General features: G+C 62.9%; 20 protein-coding genes (1 of these 20 cut by a window edge). 10 read left to right on the top strand and 10 right to left on the bottom strand.

The window, feature by feature from the left end:
- Positions 1–61 precede the first annotated feature (61 nt).
- The 6 genes from IVB29_RS11935 to IVB29_RS11910 form a co-directional block, all read right to left on the bottom strand.
- Complete coding sequence (locus IVB29_RS11935; RefSeq protein ID WP_247503572.1) at positions 62–1,303, bottom strand: acyl-CoA dehydrogenase; 1,242 nt, start codon at positions 1,301–1,303, stop codon at positions 62–64.
- 144 nt (positions 1,304–1,447) lie between these two features.
- The gene (locus tag IVB29_RS11930; RefSeq protein WP_247503571.1) at positions 1,448–2,575 is read right to left on the bottom strand and encodes an acyl-CoA dehydrogenase family protein; all 1,128 of its coding nucleotides are present in this window, start codon (positions 2,573–2,575) and stop codon (positions 1,448–1,450) included.
- A 27-nt stretch (positions 2,576–2,602) separates the two neighbouring features.
- Positions 2,603–4,474, bottom strand: coding sequence for an AMP-binding protein (locus IVB29_RS11925; RefSeq protein ID WP_247503570.1), 1,872 nt, complete (start codon positions 4,472–4,474; stop codon positions 2,603–2,605).
- Positions 4,475–4,517: 43 nt separating this feature from the next.
- Positions 4,518–5,324, bottom strand: a complete 807-nt coding sequence (locus tag IVB29_RS11920) for an enoyl-CoA hydratase/isomerase family protein (protein ID WP_247503569.1) — start codon at positions 5,322–5,324, stop codon at positions 4,518–4,520.
- Between the two features lie 188 nt (positions 5,325–5,512).
- Positions 5,513–6,271 carry an SDR family NAD(P)-dependent oxidoreductase gene (locus tag IVB29_RS11915; RefSeq protein ID WP_247503568.1) on the bottom strand — a complete coding sequence of 253 codons (759 nt, stop codon included), beginning with the start codon at positions 6,269–6,271 and terminating at the stop codon, positions 5,513–5,515.
- Positions 6,272–6,325: 54 nt separating this feature from the next.
- On the bottom strand, positions 6,326–6,928 hold the full coding sequence (locus IVB29_RS11910) for a TetR family transcriptional regulator (RefSeq protein ID WP_247503622.1): 603 nt from the start codon (positions 6,926–6,928) through the stop codon (positions 6,326–6,328).
- 207 nt (positions 6,929–7,135) lie between these two features.
- On the opposite strand from IVB29_RS11910, the gene IVB29_RS11905 reads away from it, so the two are divergent.
- Entirely contained in the window at positions 7,136–8,308 is a 1,173-nt protein-coding gene (locus IVB29_RS11905; RefSeq protein WP_247503567.1) for an acetyl-CoA C-acetyltransferase, read from the top strand.
- Positions 8,309–8,409: 101 nt separating this feature from the next.
- Positions 8,410–9,954 carry an acyl-CoA synthetase gene (locus IVB29_RS11900; RefSeq protein ID WP_247503566.1) on the top strand — a complete coding sequence of 515 codons (1,545 nt, stop codon included), beginning with the start codon at positions 8,410–8,412 and terminating at the stop codon, positions 9,952–9,954.
- 109 nt (positions 9,955–10,063) lie between these two features.
- On the opposite strand, the gene IVB29_RS11895 is transcribed toward IVB29_RS11900, so the two are convergent.
- Positions 10,064–10,606, bottom strand: a complete 543-nt coding sequence (locus IVB29_RS11895; protein WP_247503565.1) for a methylated-DNA--[protein]-cysteine S-methyltransferase — start codon at positions 10,604–10,606, stop codon at positions 10,064–10,066.
- 139 nt (positions 10,607–10,745) lie between these two features.
- Between IVB29_RS11895 and IVB29_RS11890 the strand changes: the two genes are divergently transcribed.
- The 6 genes from IVB29_RS11890 (at position 10,746) to IVB29_RS11865 (ending at position 16,118) form a co-directional block, all read left to right on the top strand.
- Positions 10,746–11,564 carry an alpha/beta hydrolase gene (locus IVB29_RS11890; protein ID WP_247503564.1) on the top strand — a complete coding sequence of 273 codons (819 nt, stop codon included), beginning with the start codon at positions 10,746–10,748 and terminating at the stop codon, positions 11,562–11,564.
- Positions 11,565–11,566: 2 nt separating this feature from the next.
- Positions 11,567–12,379 (top strand): alpha/beta hydrolase, encoded by an 813-nt coding sequence (locus tag IVB29_RS11885; protein WP_247503563.1) that lies wholly within the window; start codon positions 11,567–11,569, stop codon positions 12,377–12,379.
- A gap of 176 nt (positions 12,380–12,555) precedes the next feature.
- Positions 12,556–13,233 carry a GntR family transcriptional regulator gene (locus tag IVB29_RS11880; RefSeq protein WP_247503562.1) on the top strand — a complete coding sequence of 226 codons (678 nt, stop codon included), beginning with the start codon at positions 12,556–12,558 and terminating at the stop codon, positions 13,231–13,233.
- A gap of 72 nt (positions 13,234–13,305) precedes the next feature.
- A complete protein-coding gene (locus IVB29_RS11875; RefSeq protein WP_247503561.1) occupies positions 13,306–14,106 on the top strand; it encodes a phytanoyl-CoA dioxygenase family protein in 801 nt (266 codons plus the stop codon).
- A gap of 159 nt (positions 14,107–14,265) precedes the next feature.
- Positions 14,266–15,579: a Gfo/Idh/MocA family oxidoreductase gene (locus IVB29_RS11870; protein WP_247503560.1), complete on the top strand. Its 1,314-nt coding sequence runs from the start codon at positions 14,266–14,268 to the stop codon at positions 15,577–15,579.
- 368 nt (positions 15,580–15,947) lie between these two features.
- Positions 15,948–16,118, top strand: coding sequence for a hypothetical protein (locus IVB29_RS11865; protein WP_346731280.1), 171 nt, complete (start codon positions 15,948–15,950; stop codon positions 16,116–16,118).
- A 39-nt stretch (positions 16,119–16,157) separates the two neighbouring features.
- On the opposite strand, the gene IVB29_RS11860 is transcribed toward IVB29_RS11865, so the two are convergent.
- Both IVB29_RS11860 and IVB29_RS11855 read right to left on the bottom strand, forming a co-directional pair.
- Positions 16,158–17,882, bottom strand: coding sequence for a sulfatase-like hydrolase/transferase (locus IVB29_RS11860; RefSeq protein WP_247503559.1), 1,725 nt, complete (start codon positions 17,880–17,882; stop codon positions 16,158–16,160).
- 117 nt (positions 17,883–17,999) lie between these two features.
- Positions 18,000–19,100, bottom strand: coding sequence for an NAD-dependent epimerase/dehydratase family protein (locus IVB29_RS11855; RefSeq protein WP_247503558.1), 1,101 nt, complete (start codon positions 19,098–19,100; stop codon positions 18,000–18,002).
- 289 nt (positions 19,101–19,389) lie between these two features.
- Here IVB29_RS11855 and dctP point away from each other — a divergent pair, with 289 nt between their 5' ends.
- Positions 19,390–20,481 (top strand): TRAP transporter substrate-binding protein DctP, encoded by a 1,092-nt coding sequence (gene dctP / locus IVB29_RS11850; protein WP_247503557.1) that lies wholly within the window; start codon positions 19,390–19,392, stop codon positions 20,479–20,481.
- 337 nt (positions 20,482–20,818) lie between these two features.
- The gene (locus tag IVB29_RS11845; RefSeq protein ID WP_247503556.1) at positions 20,819–21,910 is read left to right on the top strand and encodes a TRAP transporter substrate-binding protein; all 1,092 of its coding nucleotides are present in this window, start codon (positions 20,819–20,821) and stop codon (positions 21,908–21,910) included.
- 227 nt (positions 21,911–22,137) lie between these two features.
- Here IVB29_RS11845 and IVB29_RS11840 read toward each other — a convergent pair whose 3' ends face one another.
- Positions 22,138–22,165 carry the 3' portion of a hypothetical protein gene (locus IVB29_RS11840; RefSeq protein ID WP_247503555.1) on the bottom strand. The gene runs 560 nt beyond the window's last position, so the window shows 28 of its 588 coding nt (coding positions 561–588); the start codon falls outside the window, past its right edge; it ends in the stop codon at positions 22,138–22,140.

The raw sequence follows: 22,165 nt of genomic DNA, 5'->3' as shown, positions 1-22,165 counted from the left end.
CTTCTGGGTCCCGGCTCTGCGAAGCAGCGCTACGCGCTGCATCGCGTCCGGGACAAGAGACTCATCTTCCCTTGGTCGGGATCATGTTGAACGGCACGTCCTTGTCGACACGGATATCGCCGGGCAGGCCCAAGACCCGCTCGGCAATGATGTTACGCATGATCTCGTCGGTGCCCCCTTCGACGCGCGTGCCCGGCGCGCGCAGCAGCATCGCCTGGAAGCGGCCGGCGAGTTCGGCATCCTCGCCGCTAACCACGCCTGCGGCGCCTTGCAGATCGAGCGCGTAGGTCGCGACGTCCTGAATCATCGAGCCCGCGACCAGCTTGCCGATGGAATTTTCCGGACCCGGCCGCTCGCCCTTCGACAGCGCGGAGATCGCGCGCATGCTGGTGTAGCGCAGCCCACTCGCCTTCACCGCCCAATTCGCCAGCTTCGAACGCACGGCACGATCCTCGATCGCAGGACCGTCGTCGAGCATCAGGCTCGAGCAATATTCGAACAGCTCCGGGAAACCGGTCGAAACGGCCGCGCCGATTGCGCTGCGCTCGTTCATCAGTGTGGTCAGCGAGACGTTCCAGCCGTCACCGAACTCGCCGAGGCGCTGATGATCGGGAATGCGGACATTGGTGAAATAGACTTCGTTGAAATCCGAGGCCCCGCTCGCCTGCTTGATCGGCCGCACCTCGACGCCCGGGCTCTTCATGTCCAGGAAGAACATGGTGAGGCCCTTGTGCTTGGGGACGGTCGGATCGGTGCGGGTCAGCAAAATGCCGTAGTCGGAATAATGCGCACCCGACGTCCAGATCTTCTGGCCGTTGATGACCCAGTCGTCGCCGTCCTTCTCGGCGCGCGTGCGCAGGCCCGCAACGTCGGAGCCGCCGGCCGGCTCGGAGAACAGCTGGCACCAGACCTTTTCGCCGGAAGCAAGCGGCGGCAGATAGGAGCGCTTATGTTCTTCGCGCGCGAACGCCATCATGGTCGGCCCGCACATGCCATGGCCGATGATGAACATGCGGGACAGCTGGCCGAACGGCCCTTCTTCCTGCTGCCAGATCACGCGCTCGATCGGCGACGAGCCGCGCCCGCCATATTCCTTCGGCCAGTGCAGGCAGGCCCAACCGGCATCGGCCTTCTTCTTCTGCCAGGCCTTTGCCACTTCGAGGATGTTGGCGTTCTTGAGCACAGTGCGGCCGAGCGAGGATTTGCGCAGCTCGTCCTCGTATTGCCTGGGTGCATTCGCGCCGATCCAGGCGCGCGCGATCGCGCGGAATTCGGCTTCCTGCGGGGTATCGTCGAAGTTCATGACGCTTCTCTTGTCTTCGTAGGGTGGGTTAGCCGAAGGCGTAACCCACCTCTTTGGTTTCCTCGTCGACAGAAGTGGTGGGTTACGCCGCGCGGTTTGCGCTTCGCGCAATCCGCAGGGCTAACCCACCCTACGATCTCTCGCTTACGCCGCGTTCTTCTTGCGCATGCGGTCGATCAGCTGGTCTTCCCAATAGGTGAGGCTGCCGAGCCCGAGCGCCATGGCATTGGCGCGGCGGTAGTACATGTGGCAGTCGAACTCCCAGGTGAAACCCATGCCGCCGTGAACCTGGATGTTGTTCTTGGCGCAGTGCTGGAACGCCTGCGTCGCGCTGATGCGCGCGGCGGCTGCCGCTTCCGGCAGCTCAGCGGCATTGGTCGAGAGCGCCCAGGCGCCATAATAGCTGTTGGAGCGCGCCAGCGTCGCCGAGACGTACATGTCGGCCAGCATGTGCTTGACCGCCTGGAACGAACCGATCTGACGGCCGAACGCGATGCGGTCGAGCGCGTAGTCGCGCCCCATCTCGAGCGCGCGGTCGGAGCCGCCGACCTGCTCAAACGCGCACAGCACCGCGGCGCGATCGAGCACCTGGGTCAAAATGCTCCAGCCTTCGCCGACAGCTCCCAGTGGCTCGGCCTTGCAATCTTTGAAGGTGATGTCCGCCTGCCCGCGGGTCGGATCGAGATTGGTGAGGCTTTTCACCTCGACGCCACCAGCCTTGAGGTCAACCAGGAACAGCGAGATGTCACCGTCGCGCCCGCTCGATCCCGTGCGCGCGGCAACCACCGCGAAACTGGCGATCGCGCCGTCGGCCACCGGCCTCTTGAAGCCGTTGAGCACGCCATTCGCGGCCGTGAGCTTGACGTTCTTCGGCGAGGGATTGCCCTTGCCCTCGAACAGCGCCAGCGTGCCGATCGCCTCGCCCGAGGAGATCGCCGGCAGCCACTTTTTCTTCTGCGCGTCGCTGCCGGCGATCAACAGTGCTTCGGCGGCAAGATAGACGGTCGAGGAAAACGGCACCGGCGCGTTGGCCCGCCCCATCTCTTCCGCGATCACGCAAAGCTCGAGATGACCGGCGCCGGCGCCGCCAAACTCCTCGGGGATCGCGACGCCGAGAAAGCCCATCTCGGCGAGGCCCTTCCACAGCTCCTTGTCGTAGGGCGCCTTGCCGTCGAGCACGACGCGCACCGCCTTGGGCGAGCATTTCTCGGCGAGGAACTTGCGCACCTGGTCGCGGAGTTGCTTCTGGTCGTCGGAGAAATCGAAGTTCATGGCGCGTACCCGTGTTGATGATGTCGATTACTTGAAAATGATGACGTCTTGGTCCGGTCTGTCCGCATAGAGCCGCTCCACCAGCGCGGCGCGGCGCTCAAGGCCGGCGCGCTGGTTGATGTAGCCCTTGTCGGTGAGCTCGTTGCCGTCGATCGAGGGCGGCTCGGCCATCAGCATCGCGCGAGCGATGATGCGGCTGCTGGCGCCTTCGCATTCCCGGTTGTGCGCCTCCAGCCCGCGCTTAAAGCAAGCGATCACGTCGGGATGCTTCACCGCGTCCTCGAAGCTGAGATCGGGATTGCCGACGAGTTGGCGGCAGGCATGCAGGCTCGGCCAGGCCAGCAGGCCGATGAAAGCACGATCCTGCCCCGCGACCAATGCGTCATGCACGACAGGCGTCGCAGCCGCGATCGCATCGGTGCGCAGCGAGCCGACATGCACGAAGGTGCCGGTGGTGAGCTTGAAATCCTCGACGACGCGACCGGCGAAGATGATGCCCTTCACCGGATCGGCATCATCAACGAAAATGCCGGCATCGCCGATGCAGTAAAAACCTTCCTCGTCGAACATCTTCTTGGTGAGATCGGGCTGGCCGAAATAGCCGGGCGTGACGTTGACGCCGCGCAGGCGCAGTTCGTATTTCGAGCCGCACGGTACCATCTTCAACTCTACGCCGGGGAATGGCAGGCCGATCAGGCCGACGCGCTCGGTATCCCAATAGGTGCCTGTCGAGGTCGGCGCGGTCTCGGTCGAGCCCCAGCCGGTATAGAACACGATGCGCTCGCCGGTGGTCTTCACGGCGAGGGCCTGCATGCGATCGTAGAGATCGTCGGGCAGGCGCGCGCCGCCATAGGCCATGATCGTAAGGTTCTTGAAGAACGAACGACAAAGCGCGTCATCCTTCTCCATGGCGGCTGCGAGCGCGGCATAGCCGGCCGGCACGTTGGCGTAATAGGTCGGCGATATCTCGCGCAGGTTCTTGATGGTTTCCTCGAGCTGCCCCGGCATCGGCCGGCCGTCGTCGATGTAGAGCGTGCCGCCGTCAACCAGAACGGGGTGGAACGCGGCGTTGCCGCCCATGGTGTGATTCCACGGCATCCAGTCCAGCACGGTGGCCAGCGGTCCGCCCGCGGTGCGCGGCCGCACCTGCATCATCTGCGCCGCGTTCGCGCACATCATCTGCTGCGTATTGATGACGGCCTTGGGCATCCCGGTCGAGCCGGAGGTGAACAGCAGCTTGCCGACGGTGTCGGGCGTGATTTTTGCGATCGACGCTTCGACATCCTTCGTCACCGGAGTTGCCGCCAGTTCAGCAAAGCTGACGCTCTCGACGCCGTCGCAGGGGCGCACGACGTGAACGACGGTCACGCCGGTGAGGTCGAGCGCTTTCAGCGCCTTCTCGAAGGTCGGGCCGTCCTGCACCATCACCACGGCCGGCTTGATCAGGTCGAACAGGTACTTCAGCTTGACGTGATCGTGGCTCATCAGGGAGTAGGCCGGCGACACCGGCGCAGCCGGAACGCGCGCCTGCATCGCGGCCTGCGTCATCAACGCGTGCTCGATCGAATTGCCGGAAAGGATCGCGACCGGGCGGCTGTCGAGATTGAGGTTGAGCAGCGCCTGCGTCAACGCATCGACGGTGAGCTTGGCTTCGCCATAGGAGACCTTGCGCCATTCGCGGTTTGGACCACCGCGCTGCGCGAGCCAGATGCGCTCGGGCGCTTGCTTCGCCCATTTGGCCAGCGAAGCCGGAAGATGCGTCTCGTAAGCCTGCAGCGGAATGCGCGACTTCAGCACCACCGTGCCGTCGGCGCGGCGTTCGACGTCGATGTCGCGCGCGAGCCACTCGACCTTGCGAAAGGCGGGCTTTGACATCACCGCCGCCGCGCTTCCACTCATTTTGCGTCTCCCGGAATTATTGTCCTTGGCGGATCGTTGTCGTTCAGCGCTTGATATAGACAGGCTTTCGCTTCTCAAGGAAGGCCCTGATGCCTTCCGAAAACTCTTCCGAGCGACTGCACAGGACCTGGTTGCGATCCTCCATCGCGATAACAGCTTCCAAAGATCCGGCGTCGACGCTCATGTTGAGACATTCTTTCGACAGGCGCAGCCCCACGGGCGAAGCCGTCATCATCGCATCGACATAAGGCTCGGCCGCGGCGTCGAGCTTGTCTTCATCCACGACCTCAGAGACGAGGCCGACCGCGAGCGCGCGCTCTGCACCGATGAAACGTCCGGTGAGGATCAGCTCGGATGCCACGGAGACGCCGACCAGCCGAGGCAGAAAATAGCTGGTACCGATGTCGCAGCCGCCGAGGCCAAGCTTGATGAAAGCGCAATTCATCCGCGCCGACTTCGTCGCGATGCGGATGTCGGAGGCCAACGCCAGAGCAAAGCCGCCAGCGGCCGCCGCGCCCTGCACCAGCGAGATGATCGGCTGCGGACAGCGCCGCATCAGCATCACGATGTCAGAAATGCGGCGCTGCGAGTCCAGGGACTCGGTGACGCCGGGCGGCTCCTGCTGCCCGGCACGGCGGGTCATCGCCGCCTTGAGGTCGAGGCCCGCGCAAAAATTCTTGCCGGCGCCTTTGAGCACCACAACACGCGTATCGCGGTTGCGCTGAAGCCCTTGGAAATAAATGTTGAGCGCATCGATCAGCGCGGGATCGAGCGCGTTGAGACTGTCAGGACGATTGAGCGTCACCCGGTCGACGCCGTCGTCATGCTCGATCAGCAGCGGTTGGGACATGGGGCGTTCCTGCATCCGCTCTTTGATTGGCGGTTATTGCGCCCTCTCCCCCTTGTGGGAGAGGGCATGTACGTCGCTTGCCGCATACTCGCTTGGGTGAGAGGTTTGTCTCTGCCGACAGAGACCCCTCATCCGGCGCGCTCAGAAGCGCGCCACCTTCTCCCGCAAGGGGAGAAGGAAGAGTCCCCCTACCGCGGCGCCATGCGAATGGCGCCGTCGAGGCGGATGGTCTCACCGTTGAGCATCGCGTTCTCGACGATGTGCACGGCGAGCGAGCCGTATTCCTTGGCATCGCCGAGGCGCGAGGGATGCGGCACCTGGGCGCCGAGGCTCTTGCGGGACTCTTCGTTCAGACCCATCAACAGCGGCGTGAGAAACAGGCCGGGCGCGATGGTGTTGACGCGGATCTTCTGGCTGGCGAGGTCGCGCGCGGCCGGCAAGGTCAGGCCAACGACGCCGCCCTTCGAGGCCGAATAGGCGATCTGGCCGATCTGGCCTTCGTAAGCGGCAACCGAGGCGGTGTTGATGATGACGCCGCGCTCCTCACCGACCGGCTCGATCGTGACGAGGCGCTCGGCGAACAGGCGCAGGCAGTTGAAGGTGCCGATCAAATTGACGTTGATGATGCGCGCGAACTTCTCCAGCGGATAGACGCCGTCGCGGCCGACGATGCGCTGCGAGCCACCGATGCCGGCGCAGTTCATCAGCACGCGGGCAACGCCATGCGCGGCTTCCGCCTTCGCGATCGCCGCCTTGATCTGCTCCTCGGAGGTGACGTCGGCATGGAGCGCGACGCCCTTCACTTCGGCGGCGACCTTCTCGGCGTTGTCCTTGTTCTGGTCGATCACGCCGATCCTGGCGCCCTTGGCCGCCATGGCGCGTGCGGTCGCTTCGCCGAGACCCGAACCACCACCGGTGATGAGAACGGCTACGTCTTTCAATTCCATGATAGCTACCTTTCCTTGGGCGTTTCTTCCCTAGACTTGAGAGTCTCGGCCGGATTATCCGGCCGCGACAGCGTCCTCGGCTTGCGTGAGGATGCCACCGCAGATCAGCGTTTCCATGTGCTTGATATATTGCCGGCAGACGTCATCGGTGACCGGACCGACGCCGGTCGCGCGGGACATCGCGTGCCGGCCGAAGAACAGATGATCGCAGGCGCCGATCAGACTGGTGTAGAACAGCACCGGATCGGTGGCGCGGAATTCGCCGCGGCTGACGCCTTCCGCGAGCAGGCGACGATGGAAATCCAGCAGCGGCGCGACGAAGAACTTTGAAACTTCATCCGCGGAGCCCGCAACGCTCTCGTGCAGGAGATAGTGGATCAGCCGGTTCATATAGGGGAACCGGTGATAGGCGCGGATGATGCCGGCGATATGCAGCTTCAGCTTCGCCGTCGGCGTGATCGGCTGTGCCAGCAGATATTCGAGATTGGAGAGCTCGGTCCCCGCGTCGCGCTCGAGCAGCGCCAGCAAGAGGCCGTCCTTGTTGCCGAAATGATATTTGACCAGCGCGGCGTTGGCGCCTGACTTCTGGGCGATGTCGGAGAGCGAGATCTCGATCGACGAGCGTTCGATCATCAGCTCGCTCGCGGCCACGAGCAATTTCTCTGCCGTGGAATTCTTCCCGCTGGGGAGCCTGTTCGGTACGCTGGTAGTCACGGGGATCCCTGTTTTCGCCGCTCGAAGCCGCCGCAGATAAGCCGAAGCAGCGCCTCATCACAAGAGTTAATTGATCGATTGACTAAACGATAGCTCGCCCCTTAAATCCGCCCGACAACCCAATTCAGAACAATCCAGGGAGAGACCGAAATGGCCGAGGCATACATCGTCGCCGCTGCGCGTACCGCCGGCGGGCGCAAGGGGGGCCGCCTCGCCGGCTGGCATCCGGCCGATCTCGCCGCAAAGGTGCTGGACGAATTGGTCGATCGCACCAAGGTCGATCCCGCTTTGGTCGAGGACGTGATCATGGGCTGCGTGATGCAGGTCGGTGAGCAGTCCAACAACGTCGCGCGCAACGCGATCATGGCCTCAAAACTGCCGGAGAGCGTGCCGGGCACCTCGATCGACCGTCAGTGCGGCTCCTCGCAACAGGCGCTGCACTTTGCCGCTCAAGCGGTGATGTCAGGCGCGATGGATGTTGTTATTGCCGCTGGCGTGGAATCGATGACGCGCGTGCCGATGGGCCTGTCCTCGCAGCTTCCCGCCAAGAACGGCTTTGGCAATTACAAGAGCCCGGGCATCGAGACCAAGTACCCGAACATCGTGTTCAGCCAGTTCACCGGCGCGGAGATGATGGCCGAGAAGTACGGCCTGTCGAAGAACGATCTCGACGAATATTCCTACAACAGCCATCAGCGCGCGATCGCAGCGACGCAAGCCGGTCACTTCAAGAAGGAGATCGTGCCGCTGGAGATCACCCGCGCCGACGGCTCCAAGGTCACCCATCACATCGACGAGGGCATCCGCTTCGACGCGACGCTCGACGGCATCAAGGGCGTCAAGCTGATCGCCGAGAACGGCAAGCTCTCGGCGGCCAGCGCCAGCCAGATCTGCGACGGGGCCTCCGGCGTCATGGTCGTGAACGAGCGCGGCCTCAAGCAGCTCGGCGTGAAGCCGCTGGCACGCATCCATCACATGACCATGATGGGCGGCGATCCCGTGATCATGCTCGACGCTCCCCTGCACGCCACCAAGCGCGCGCTGGAGAAGGCCGGCATGAAGATCGATGACATCGACCTGTTCGAGGTCAACGAGGCCTTCGCCTCGGTGCCGACCGGCTGGCTCAAGACCACGGGTGCCGATCCTGAGCGTCTCAACGTCAACGGCGGCGCCATTGCGCTCGGCCATCCGCTCGGCGGCTCCGGCACCAAGCTAATGACGACGCTGGTCCACGCCCTGCACCAGCGCGGCAAGCGCTACGGTCTGCAAACCATGTGCGAGGGCGGCGGCATGGCTAACGTGACGATCGTCGAACGACTGTAAGAAGAAAAGCGAAGAACAAATGGCGAGTGGTGAATGGTGACAGGGAGCGGTATCCGCCCCCGTCTCCATTCACCGCTCGCCTCTTTTTTTGAGGAAACGCCATGACCCATCCGTCCGTCTACGCCAGGACGACGCCCGACAAGATCGCCTACCAGATGGCCGGAACCGGCAAAGCGATCACCTATCGCGAGCTCGACGAGCTCTCGAACCAGGGCGCAAACCTGTTCCGCTCACTCGGCCTGAAGGCCGGCGACCACATCGCACTGTTGATGGAGAACCGGCTCGCGTTCATGGAGATCTGTTGGGCGGCGCAACGCAGCGGGCTCTATTACACCGCGATCAGCCGCTACCTGAAGCAGGACGAGATCGACTACATCATCGGCGATTGCGGCGCCAAGGTCGTCATCACCACGCCGAAATGCTCCGACCAGATCAAGGATCTGATCAAGGGCACGACCGGCGAGCCGATCTTCTACATGGTCGACGAGCCCCTGCCCGGCTTCCGCTCCTACGACAAGGAAGCAGCCGCGCAAGCCGTAACGCCGGTCGTCGACGAAGTCGCCGGCTACGACATGCTGTATTCGTCGGGGACCACCGGCCGCCCCAAGGGAATCAAGAAGGCGTTCGAGGGTAACAAGATCGACGTGCCGAACGCCTTCCTCCGCGTGCTCTGCGCCGACATGTGCGGCATGAATGCGGAGAGCACCTATCTGTCGCCGGCGCCACTCTATCATGCGGCTCCGCTGCGCTTCAACATGATGGCGATCGTGCTCGGCGGCACCTCCATCATCATGGAGCATTTTGACGCCGAGGATTTTCTCAAGCTCGTCGAGAAGCACAAAATCACGCAGTCGCAGCTGGTGCCGACCATGTTCGTGCGCATGCTGAAGCTGCCGGACGAGGTCCGCGGCAAATATAACATCTCGACGCTGAAGGGCGCGATCCACGCCGCCGCGCCCTGCCCGGTCGACGTCAAGGCCAAGATGATCGAATGGTGGGGACCGATCCTGATCGAGTATTACGCGGGCTCGGAAGGCAATGGCGTCACCGTCTGCAACTCGCAGCAATGGCTGGAGCATCGCGGCAGCGTCGGCCGCGCCGTGGTCGGCAAGATCAAGATTCTGGACGAGAACGAGGACGAGCAGCCGACGGGCGAAATCGGCGCGGTCTATTTCGCGGACGCACCCGTGTTCACCTATCACAACGATCCCGAGAAGACGAAGAAGGCCTACAACGCCAAGGGCTGGTCGACGCTCGGCGACGTCGGCTATCTCGACAAGGACGGTTTTCTGTTTCTCACCGACCGCAAGTCCTACATGATCATCTCCGGCGGGGTGAACATCTACCCGCAGGAGACAGAGGACGTGCTCATCACCCATCCTGAGATCGCGGACGTCGCGGTATTCGGCGTGCCGAACGAGGAGATGGGCGAGGAGGTGAAGGCGGTGGTGCAGCCGCACGACATGAAGCGCGCCGGCAAGGCGCTCGAGGCCGATCTGATCGCCTACTGCAAGACGCGTCTGTCCGCGATCAAGTGCCCGCGCTCGATCGATTTCGAACCCGAGTTGCCGCGCACGCCGACCGGCAAGCTGGTGAAGCGCCATCTGCGGGATAAATATTGGCCGAAGACGGCCGCGAAGATTTAGGAGGATTCGGAGGGTGGATTAGCGGAGCGTAATCCACCTCTTCTTGCGCCGCGAAAAAGTGGTGGATTACGCCTTCGGCTAATCCACCCTACGACGCCAGCGCAAGCTCTCAATCAAACAAACTCGGCGTGTGGTTCACCAGCGCGCCTTCGATCTCAAGCATCTTCAGCTTCGTCACGACGCCGCCATTCGCCGAAAAGCCGCCGGGCTTGTTGCCGGCCGCCAGCACGCGATGACAGGGCACGACGATCGGGCATGGATTGTGCCCGAGCGCCTGGCCGACATCGCGCGACAGCTGGACGCCGCCGAGCTGCTTGGCGATATCACCATAGGTGACGGTCTTGCCGGGCGGGATGGCACGGGCGATCGCGTAGACGCCGCGGTTGAAGTCGGGGACGCCGTCGAGATCGAGCGGGATGTCGGTGAGATCGTCGGGCTCGCCCGCGAGCAGTTTGACGATGCGGTCGATCGCCTGCTGCACTTCCTCGGTCGGCTCGGCTTCGCTGGCATCGGCGTGGCGCTGGTTGATACGGGTGCGGATCTTGTCCTCGCCACCCATCGGCAATTGGGTGCCGTTGATGCCGCGCGGGCCCCAGGCGATGGCGCAGAGGCCGATCCTGGTCTCGAACAGGGTGAAATGCTGGTCGGTCATGGCTTGGTTCCTGGCTTGCGCCCTCGACGCATGCCCCCATTGTGATCTCGGCCCAAATCTAGGCTTGGAAATAGTTGCGATCCACCCGGTTTCCGGGAATCTTGCACAAGAGTTCCGCACTCCTTTCCGAGAGCCCAGAATGCAAAGCCTCCACGTCAACGGATACGACATGCCCTATCTCGACGTGGGCGACGACCGGAACCGCCCGCCGCTGGTCTGCGTGCACGGCTCGCTCAACGACTTCCGCGTCTGGGGCTGCGTACTCGGGCCGCTGACGCAGCGGCACCGGGTGATCGCCGTCAGCTTGCGGCACTTCTTCCCGGCGCAATGGGACGGGTTCGGCGACACCTATTCGATCGCCCAGCATGTTCAGGACGTTATCGCTCTCATCAAGACGCTCGACCTCGGCCCTGTCGACCTGATGGGCCATTCCCGCGGCGGGCACATCTGTTTTCGCGTGGCGCAGCAGCGGCCGGACCTGCTGCGGCGGCTGGTGCTGGCCGAGCCCGGCGGCGAGCTCGATGCGAGCCTCGATCCGGATTACGCCGGCGGTCCTTCGCCGCTGCTGGCGCGGTTCATGGCTTCGGCCAAGAAAATCGCGGCCGGCGATGTCGACGGCGGCCTTGCCGTCTTCGTCGACACGCTGGAGGGCGCCGGCACCTGGCCGCGGCTGCCGGCGATGGTGAAGCAGAACCTTCGCGACAATGCCTATACCCTGATCGGCCAGGTCCGCGACAACCGCCCGCCATTCTCAAAGGCGGATGCGGAGGCGATCAAGATGCCGACGCTGTTCATCCTGGGCGCGCGGACCAAGGGCCTGCTGCCGAAGGTGCTGCATGCGCTCGCCGCGCATGTGCCCTACTCGAAGACGGCGATCATCCCGAACGCGACGCATCCGATGTTCGAGCAGGCGCCGCAAAAATACTCCGAAGTCGTTCTCGATTTTCTGGCGAGCTGATCATGCAGAGCTTTCGCGTCAACGGTTACGACATGGCCTATCTCGAAGTCGGCGAGGGCCATCCACTCGTCTGCATCCACGGCACGCTCGGGGATTTCCGCACCTGGTATTCGGTGCTCGGTCCGCTGTCGAAGAGCCATCGCGTGATCTCGGTCAGCCTGCGGCATTTCTTCCCCGAGCATTGGGATGCCGTCGGCGACGATTACAAGATGGCGCAGCACGTCGCGGACACGATCGCCTTCATCGAACAGGTCAAGCCCGGCCCGGTCGATCTGATGGGCCATTCGCGCGGCGGCCACATTGCGTGTCGCGTGGCGCAGGCGCGGCCTGATCTGTTGCGAAAGCTCGTGCTGGCCGAGCCGGGCGGCGATCTCGATGCCAGCCTGCCGGTCCCCGAAGGCACGCCCGCGCATCCGCCGCTGGCCGCACGCACGGCGCGCTCGGTCGAGATGATCCGCGCCGGCGATCTCGATGGGGCGCTGCAAAATTTTTACGAAGGCATCGAGGGCGACGGCTCGTGGCGGCGCGTGCCGGCGGCGGCCAAGCAGCAATTGCGCGACAACGCGCTGACCTTCCTCGGGCAGATCAACGAGCAGCGGCGACCCTATACGCTGGCCGATGCGCAGGCGATCAAAACGCCGACGCTGCTGATCGGCGGCGGCGCGACCACCGGTAGTCTGTCGGTGATGTGGCGGGTGCTGGCCGAGCACATCGCGGGCAGCAAGACGGCGGTGATCGAGAATGCCGGCCACTGGATGTTCGAGCAGGCGCCGCTGGAGTTTGGCGAGGTGGTGAGCCGGTACTTGGCGGAGTAGCTGAGGGGCCCCCTCAAATTTTCTGCGAAAACAACCCCATGCACAGTAGGCGACCTCAATTAAATCAATGACTTACTCGGCCGCAAAATAGCAATTTAGGGCGGCGCTTGACGCCCTCCCCCTCCTGCAATACCTTCGAATACGGAATTCCGTATTCCCTTTTCGGAGCTGCCGGCGTGATTCCTCTCGACCCGCTCCCGAACCTGATCGACCAGGTCTATGCGCGCATTCTGGAGGCGATCTCCGATCGCACGCTTCAGCCCGGTCAGCGCATCCGGCAGAACGAGCTTGCCGACAAGCTGGGCGTCTCGCGCCAGCCGGTATCGCATGCGCTGCATCTGCTGCACCGGCAGGGTCTCGTCGCCGAGAGCGGCAAGCGCGGCTTTGAAGTCACCCAGCTCGACCCCTCACGCATCCGCCAGCTCTACGAGGTGCGCGGCGCCATCGATGCGCTCGCCGCGCGGCTCGCCGCTCAGCGCGCCGCAAGCGATGCGGCGGGACGCGCGCGGCTGGATGCGGCACTTGGCGCAGGACGCCGCACCGATCGCAATACCTCGCTTGCCGAGCTCATCACGCTCGACGTCGATTTTCACCGCGCGATCTATCAGCTCGCCGGCAATCCCGTGATCGAGGAAACCATCACGCCGCAATGGCCGCATATGCGGCGCTCGATGGCGACGGTGCTGTCGGAGCTCGACTATCGCGGCAGCGCCTGGGCGGAGCATGCGACGATTGCCGGGCACATTCTCGCAGGCGAGGCCAACGCGGCCGAACGCGCGGCGCTCGCGCATGCGCAGAAGGCGGGGCGGATGACTGAGGAAAGATTGAGGGCGACGGACGAGGCGGCGGCGTAGCGATCAGCGCCGCCATGCGGCGGGCACGAAGCGTGAACCCGGAACGACAAAAGCAAGCAAGGAGGACGACCCATGAAACTGTCCGAGGCACAATTGGAGTTCTTCCACCGCGAGGGCTGGCTGTTCCTGCCAGAACTGTTCAGCCAGGAGGAAGTCGATTTCCTCGCGCGCGAGGCGGTCGGCATTTATGACGCCAACCGGCCGGAAGTCTGGCGCGAGAAGAGCGGCGCGCCGCGCACGGCCTTTGCCGCGCATCTCTACAACGAGGCCTTCGGCCTTCTGGGCGCGCATCCGCGCATGATCGACCCGGTCGAGCAATTGTTCGGCGAGCCTGTCTACATGCACCAGTTCAAGATCAACGCGAAGTCGGCCTTCACCGGCGACGTCTGGCAGTGGCACCAGGATTACGGCACCTGGAAGCGTGACGACGGCATGCCGGAGCCGCGCGCGATGAACATCGCGATCTTTCTCGACGAGGTGATGCCGATCAACGGCCCGCTGATGCTGGTGCCGCAGAGCCAGAATGCCGGCGATCTCAAAGCCTCGCATGATCTTGCCACCACGTCCTATCCGCTGTGGACGCTGGACGAGGAGACCGTGACGCGGCTGGTCAAGCAGGGCGGCATCGTCGCGCCGACCGGCAAGCCCGGCGGCATGCTGATGTTCCACGGCAATCTCGTGCACGGCTCGGCCGGCAACATCACGCCCTACCCGCGCAAGATCGTGTATCTGACGCTGAACGCGGTCTCGAATTACATCCGCACGCCGACACGGCCGGAGTACATCGCGCACCGCGATTTTGCGCCGATCGAGAGAGTGGAGGATGATGCGCTGGTGCGGCTTGCGCGGGCGCCGCGACAGGCAGCGGAGTAAGACGCTTTCGTGCCCCGGACGCAGCGCAGCACGTCAGTGATGCGCTGCTGAGCCGGGGCCCACCGACACGGATAGTTTTCTTTCTGGGTCCCGGCTCTGCGGAGCAGCGTTTCACGCTGCACCGCGTCCGGGACACGATCATTCCGCAGGACATTCCCCATGAACCTCTTCCGCCTCCTCCAGGCCCGCGCGTCCACCGGCAAGCCTGTTCGTGTCGCGCTGATCGGCGCCGGCAAATTCGGCTCGATGTTTCTGGCCCAGGTGCCGCATACGCCCGGGCTGGAAGTGCCTGTTATCATCGACATCGACCGCGAGCGCGCACGCGAGGCGTGCCGCACCGTGGGCTGGAGCGACGAGCGGATCGCGGCCACCGTGTTCACCGATGACGGCGCGCGCGCGGTTGCCGGCGGGGCAATGGATGTAGTTGTGGAAGCCACCGGCAATCCCGCTGTCGGCATCAAGCACGCGCGCGCGGCGATCGCGGCGGGCAAGCATATCGTGATGGTCAACGTCGAAGCCGACGTGCTGGCGGGCCCGCTGCTCGCCGAGGAAGCGCGCAAGGCCGGCGTGGTCTATTCGCTCGCTTATGGCGACCAGCCGGCGTTGACGGCGGAGATGGTCGACTGGGCCCGCGCGACGGGCTTTCACGTCGTCGCCGCGGGCAAGGGCACGAAATATCTGCCGGCCTATCACGACGTGACGCCCGACGGCGTCTGGCAGCACTATGGTCTCACCGCGGGCGAAGCGCAGTCGGCCGGCATGAATCCGCAGATGTTCAACTCCTTCCTCGACGGCACCAAATCGGCGATCGAGATGGCCGCGATTGCGAATGCCTGCGGGCTCGACGTGCCCGCGGGCGGCCTGCTGTTTCCACCCTGCGGCGTCGACGATCTGCCCCACATCATGCGCCCCCGCGACAAGGGCGGTGTGCTGGAGCGATCCGGCGTGGTCGAAGTCGTCTCTTCGCTTGAACGCGACGGAAGGCCGGTGTTTCGCGACCTGCGCTGGGGCGTCTATGTCGTGCTGGAGGCGCCGAACGACTACGCCGCCGACTGCTTCAGGCAGTATGGCCTGAAGACCGACGGCAGCGGACGCTTTGCCGCGATGTACAAGCCCTATCATCTGATCGGGCTCGAGCTGAACATCTCGGTGCTCTCGGCCGCGCTGCGCGGCGAGCCGACCGGGCAGCCCTACGGCTTCCGCGGCGATGTCGCCACCGTGGCCAAGCGTAACTTGCGCGCCGGCGAGATGCTGGACGGCGAAGGCGGCTACACCGTGTGGGGCAAGCTGGTGCCGGCAGCCGCAAGCCTGAAAGCGAGCGCCCTGCCGATCGGCTTGGCGCATCGCCTCAAGTTGAAGCACGACGTCGCCCATGGCGAGATCGTGCGCTGGAGCGATGTCGAGTGCGATGCGAATAACGAGACGATCAGGACAAGGAAGGCGATGGAAGCGGCGTTCGCGAAGGAAGGTTAGCAGCTGTCGTTCTCGGTGCTGAAAGGCACCTGGAAGCAGCTCTACCCGGTCGTTGGTGATCGAGCGAACGTTGTCACGCCACGCGCCAATGTCCCTTGTGAATATCGAACTTCACGGCGCCGTCGTCACGCATCTTCAACAGGAGCGATTGGCAGTCGTCCTGATGCTTGATGTTCACGCGCTTCATGATTTCGAAAGCCTTCAGAGGCTTTTCGCGAAGGGCAATTAAAATCTTTTCTCGATCAGTCATTGGAGTTCCTTGCATTGGAAGCGACGACGGTACGCGTTGTACAGATCGTCTGCAACGAGCGCTTTCGCTTGACGGGTCGGTTCCCGGTTATTCGCTTCAATTTCGCCGTAGCTGCGATATGTGCGGCGGACCTGAAAGCAAGTCCCAGCCGATCGGGCTGGCGCATCCGCTGAAGCTGAAGCACGACTTCGCCCATGGCCAGATCGTGCGCTGGAGCGATGTCGAGTTCGATGCGAATAACGAGACGATCAGAACAAGGAAGGCGATGGAGGCGGCGTTCGCGAAATAGCGACCAGAGAGGAGATCCTGTCGCAGCGAGCGCGACGAGCTAGCGAGCTTGCCTGGGGTTTGGCATCAGGTCGATCAGGCCCAGATCCACCAGCGTGCGGTGGAATCGACGTTTCCGTTCGGAGGCTGACGCGAAGTAGGCTGCTCCGCAATCATCAAGCAAGCTCGCGCGCGTGGCAAATATCGTGTCGAGCGCGATACCTGCCCGCTGCAAGGCAACAGTTCCGAGAAAAGCGATATCGAGGTCGGCACCCGGTCCGGGGCTGAAGTGGGGAATATTCAAAGCTTCTATCGCATAGAATGTACCAAACGGGCGGCGCCCATCTCCCGGCCGTTTCAGCTGTCGATCGATCTGTTTCGTCATCACGGGTTGATGGTCCCCGTAGTGCACCATGAGAACAGGTCGTCCAGGGGAGCTGCTTGCCAGCTTGGCTCTGAGCCTTTGCCAGACAGACGCGGTCTCTGCCAGTCGGGTGTAGTACTCGCCGTATCCAGCATCGGGAAAGCTCGCCAGGGCAAAGGCACGCTCCCTCTCAAATTGACCTGATGGCACCAGCTGCCGATGATGCGGACCGTGATTGAAATTTGTCAGCGCATAAAGAAACCTCGGTGTCGGGTCGTCAGCGATCCGCTTGGTATGCGCATCGATGACAGCATCCAGGAACATCGCATCGGAATTTGTTGCCTCGAAACGTCGTACATCGAACGGTAGCGGAAGCTCGTCGACGAAGATGCGTTCGTCGATGCCGATCGATCTGTAGAATTTATCGTAACTGAGAAACTCGCGGCGACAGCTGGATATGGGTGTGGTCTTGTAGCCGAGCGACGCCAACGAACGTGGCAAGCTGCTGTGAAAACGGCCGGCGCCCTTCTCGAAGAGGTGGTAGGCGCTTGAACCGAAGCTGGCACTTGAGAGACCGGTGAGCAGGCTAAATTCGGACTGCCACGAACCTCCGCCAAAGATGTCGACGTTCAGGCGCCCAAATTCCCCATCTGGCGGGGACAGGAAAGCTTCGACGACTGGCTCGACCGGCAGCCCGAAAATGCGAGGGTCGAAGACAGACTCGTGCTGGATGACAATAATGTCTGGAGAACAGGCGTAACGCGCAGGCGTGGCCTCCCTCAATGGCAGTGGCTCGTTTGCGATATCGCTCAGAGCCAACCCGCCGAACTGTCGCCAGCAAGCGGAGTCACCCAGCGAGGCCGTGAAGGTCGAGTAGAAGAACCGCCCTTGCGTCAGATTCAGCCGCAAGAACGTTGCACTCTTTGACTTGGAAGCCTTTGCAAAGCCAATGAGTGCGAGAAGGAAGAAAAGAATTCGAAACGCGATGGGAATGGAATATCCGGCCGCGTAGAGCAGAACCGCGCTCGAGGCAAAGGCGAATATCACGCTTCCCGCCAGAACACCCAGCATCATCCGTGGGTATTGCAGCACAAAAAATGGGACTGTGCCCGCAAGTGCCAGAGGCAGATCGGAAACTGTCAGCTTGAGCGCGCTGTGATTGAATTTAACGATTGATATGCCGGCGATTGCTACGGCCAGCATGCCGGACAGCAGGATCGCTCGCTCAGCATCGGCAAGAAAGACCAGCAGCACAGCCGCGTTGAACAGGAGAGCCGCGACCGCGAGCGACAGGTGTTCAACGCTCCGTTCCGTCAGCGCAATGGCGGCGATGGCCACCACGAGAATCAAAACCAAAATCATGGGATCAAGATGCGCCGATGATTTCAATTTTTCAATCTGGGTCGCTGGCTCTTCGAGCATCGTGTGCCGTCAGCGGCGACGACAGATTCTCCCCCGGGAGATACTCCATCTACATCATTCCGGTGATGCTGCACGCGTCATTGCGGATTTGGCGGAGGCACGACCAAACTTCAATTTTCAAGGCAGCAACCGCTCTTTCTTCGCCTGCCTGAACCACTTCCGGAACATGTCCTCGGTGTCCATCATCTCAGTGAAGCCGGCGCGGTTGATTTTTACGGTCGAGACGATCGAGGGCGGACCTGACGCGGTCTGGCCGTGGCGGAGGCTGTAGTCGGCATACTGGAATGAGAGGCCGACGAAGTCGGCGAGGCCGGGCGAGACTAGGTTGTGCCTGGTCCGCAACTCGTCCCAAGGGGCAATCCAGTTCGGGAATTCCTTCGCAAGCGATAGCGGGACCGGCTTGCCGGGCTTCATCTCCAGCACGTCCGCCACGGCAGGCCAGATGTTTTCCCAGGTGAATACGTCGCCATTCGTGACATTGAAGGCTTCGTTTTGCGCGGCCTTGGCCTCGCCCGACCAGGCGATCGCACGTGCGAGGAGATCGACATCGACGGCCTGCGCCACCCGCGCGGCGCCGCCGGGAAAATCGAGCGGCCTGCCCCGTTCGCGCAGCATCGCGGCGTAGACGCCGAGCGGCGGGATCAGGTCCATGGCGCCGCCCATGGCGAGGCCGACGACCAGAACGGGGCGCAAGATGCTCCAGTGCCAGGCCTTTTCCTTATGAGCTTTGCCCGCCTGAAGCTCGCGCAGGAAGTTTTCCTGCGCCCAATAGAAGTTGGGCTGCTCATACATTTCGGAGCGGCCTTCGCGCGCCGGCACGGTCAAAGGGCGGACATGGACGCCGTAGGCTTTGGTGCCTTGCAGCAATGCGACGTGCTTGAGATCCGGCGCAACCGGCTCGAGCGCGCCCATCAGGTTGCGCAGCATGAGATCGTTGGTCCTGATCTGCTGCGGGTCGCGCCAGCCGTCGACGAGCTGCGGCGCCTCGTAAAGTGCTGCGTAGATCAGGTGGGTGGCGCCCTTAAACTCGGCGGCGGCGCGGCGGCAATCGGCTTCGCTGGTGAGATCGATCTGGACGTGGCGGGCGCCATAGAGATGACGCGGCTTGCGCCGCGACAGGGCCACAACCTCGCAGGGCTCCGATATGCCGAAGTGTCGCAACGCGGCGTTGCCGACGAGACCGGTCGCTCCGGCGACCACGACCCTCTTGCCGGTCATGCGCGAGCCTCCCTTTTTTATTGCCCAATTCCGTAGCAGATCGCAGGTCAATCCGACTTGCGTCTGGCCTGCATTCGCAGCTGCGGGGCGGCATGAGGCTTGATTATCCGGAGGTGACCGGTCATCCTCACTGACGGAACCGCAATGATCGGACTTCCAGCAGAAAGAGCCCGTCAGGGCCATTCGGAAACGCTACCAAACCTCAAACAAAACAATCTCGAGCCTCGGCAAGAATAGACGACACCAAGATCGTTCCCCGGTCGACGCCTCGACATAGCGGAGGGTACGCATGAAACGTCGTGATTTTCTGAAGGTGACCGGCGCAGGCCTGGCCGCGAGCACAGCAGTGGCTGCGCCCGCGATCGCGCAAGGCTCGCCCGAGGTCAAGTGGCGTTACGCCACGAGCTGGCCGAAGTCGCTCGACACGCTCTACGGCGGCTGCGAATATTTCAGCAAGAAGGTCGCCGAGATCACCGACAACAAATTCCAGATCCAGGCGTTCGCGGCGGGCGAAATCGTCCCGGGTCTGCAAGTGCTCGACGCCGTGTCGAACGGCACCGTCGAGATGGGCAATACCGCGCTCTATTACTATTGGGGCAAAAACCCCGCCTTCACTTTCGCCACCGCGCTTCCGTTCGGTTTGAACACACGCCAGCAGATCTCGTGGCTGCTGTGGGGCGGCGGGCAGGAGCTCGTGAACGATCTCTTGAAGGAGTACAATTGCTACGGCATTCCGACCGGATCCACCGGCGCCCAGATGGGCGGCTGGTTCCGCAAGGAGATCAAGACGATCGACGACCTCAAGGGCCTGAAGATGCGCATCGGCGGCTTTGCCGGCACGATCATGGCCAAGGTCGGTGCCGTGCCGCAGCAGATCGCCGGCGGCGACATCTATCCGGCGCTCGAAAAGGGCACGATCGACGCGGCCGAATGGGTCGGTCCCTACGACGACGAGAAGCTCGGCTTCGTCAAGGTCGCCAAGTACTACTACTATCCCGGCTGGTGGGAAGGCACGAGCCAAGGCCACAACATCGTCAACCTCGACAAATGGAATGCGCTGCCGAAGCATTATCAGGCCGCGGTCGATGCCGCCTCGCGCGATACCTTTACCTGGATCACCGGCAAGTACGACGCGTTGAACGCGCCGGGGCTGAAGCGGCTCCTCGGATCGGGCGCGATTCTGAAGGCGTTCCCGCAGGACGTTCTCGAAACCTGCTACAGCGCCGCCAACGAAATCTATGCCGATCTCTCCAAGACCAATCCGCATTTCGGCAAGATGTATGCGAGCATGTCCGCCTATCGCACCGAGGCGCTGCCGTGGTTCCAGGTTGCCGAGCTCAGCTTCGACAGCTTCATGATGCGGATGCGGACGAAGACGTGAGGCGTTAAGCCGCTTACACGACCAAAGACGGAGAAGCCCCGGAGACGCTGTCATCTCCGGGGCTTTTGCGTGTCGTGATGCCGCTCTTTCGTTCGCTCCTTGTGGGAGAAGGGAAGCGCGGCCTTCGCAACTGCGAGCGCCCGGACGGCGCTTGATTATCGCAAGACGACCGGTCATCCTGATCTCGGAACCGCAACGCACGGGATCCGCCAAGAGCCCTGAAGGGCCGCCGGACACGCTCACACCTTCAACAACACCACGCCGGTTATCGACGAAGCCAAGACGACACGAAGATCGTTCCCTTAAGTCGAGCAATCGGCACAACGGAGGGATACGCATGAAACGTCGTGATTTCCTGAAAGTGACAGGCGCGAGCCTGGCCGCAGGCACAGCGGTTGCCGCACCGGCCATCGCGCAGTCGACGCCGGTAGTGAAATGGCGGCTCGCCGCGAGCTGGCCCAAGGCGCTCGATACGCTCTATGGCGGCTGCGAATATTTCTGCAAGCGCGTGGCTGAGGCCACCGACAACAAATTCCAGATCCAGTCGTTCGCGTCCGGCGAGATCGTCCCGGGCCTGCAAGTGTTGGATGCCGTGTCGAACGGCACCGTCGAGATGGGCAACACGGCGCTGTATTATTACTGGGGCAAGAACCCCGCCTTCACGTTCGGCACGTCGCTGCCGTTCGGGCTGAACACGCGCGCGCATATTTCCTGGCTGCTGTTCGGCGGCGGCACCGAGATGCTCAACGACCTGCTGAAGGAATACAACACGGTCGGCATTCCAACCGGCTCGACCGGCGCCCAGATGGGCGGCTGGTTCCGGAAGGAGATCAAATCGATGGAGGATTTCAGGGGATTGAAATTCCGCGTCGGCGGTTTTGCCGGCACGATCATCGCCAAGGTCGGCGGCGTGCCGCAGCAGATCGCGGGCGGCGACATCTATCCGGCACTGGAGAAGGGCACGATCGACGCAGCGGAGTGGGTTGGCCCCTATGACGACGAGAAGCTCGGCTTCGTGAAAGTGGCAAAGTATTATTACTATCCGGGTTGGTGGGAAGGCACCGGCCAGGGCCACAACCTCGTGAATCTCGACAAGTGGAATGCTCTGCCGAAACATTATCAAGCCGTGATCGAGTCGGCCTCGCGCGACACCTTCACCTGGGTCACCGGCAAATACGACTACGTCAATCCGCCGGCGCTGAAGCGCCTGCTGGTCGCCGGCGCGATCCTCAAACCGTTCCCGCAGGAAGTGCTCGAGGCCTGCTACAGCGCCGCGAACGAGATCTACGCGGATCTCACCAAGACAAATCCGCATTTCAACAAGATGTACACGAGCCTGTCGGCATTCCGGAACGAGTCGCTGGCCTGGATGCAGGTGGCGGAGCTCAGCTACGACAGCTTCATGATGCGGATGCGGACGCGGACGTGAGCGCCTGACGATACGCTGGGTAGGAAACAAAAAGCCCCGGAGATGTCTCCGGGGCTTTTTGTTTCGGAAAAGTGCTCGGTCTCGTGCCCCGGACGCAGCGCGGCGTCTCTTCGACGATGCGCTGCAGAGCCGGGGCCCATGCTGCCGAGAAGCCGGAGCTTCTGGGTCCCGGCTCTGCGCAGCAGCGTTTCACGCTGCAGCGCGTCCGGGACACGAGAGTTACGCGTTCAGTTCTGATCGTCGCCCAGCGCGGCA

The organism is Bradyrhizobium sp. 1, from assembly GCF_023073315.1.
In the GTDB taxonomy this organism is placed as follows: domain Bacteria; phylum Pseudomonadota; class Alphaproteobacteria; order Rhizobiales; family Xanthobacteraceae; genus Bradyrhizobium.
Note: the sequence above shows the minus strand (reverse complement) of the source record. Positions and strands in the feature narration are given on the sequence as shown.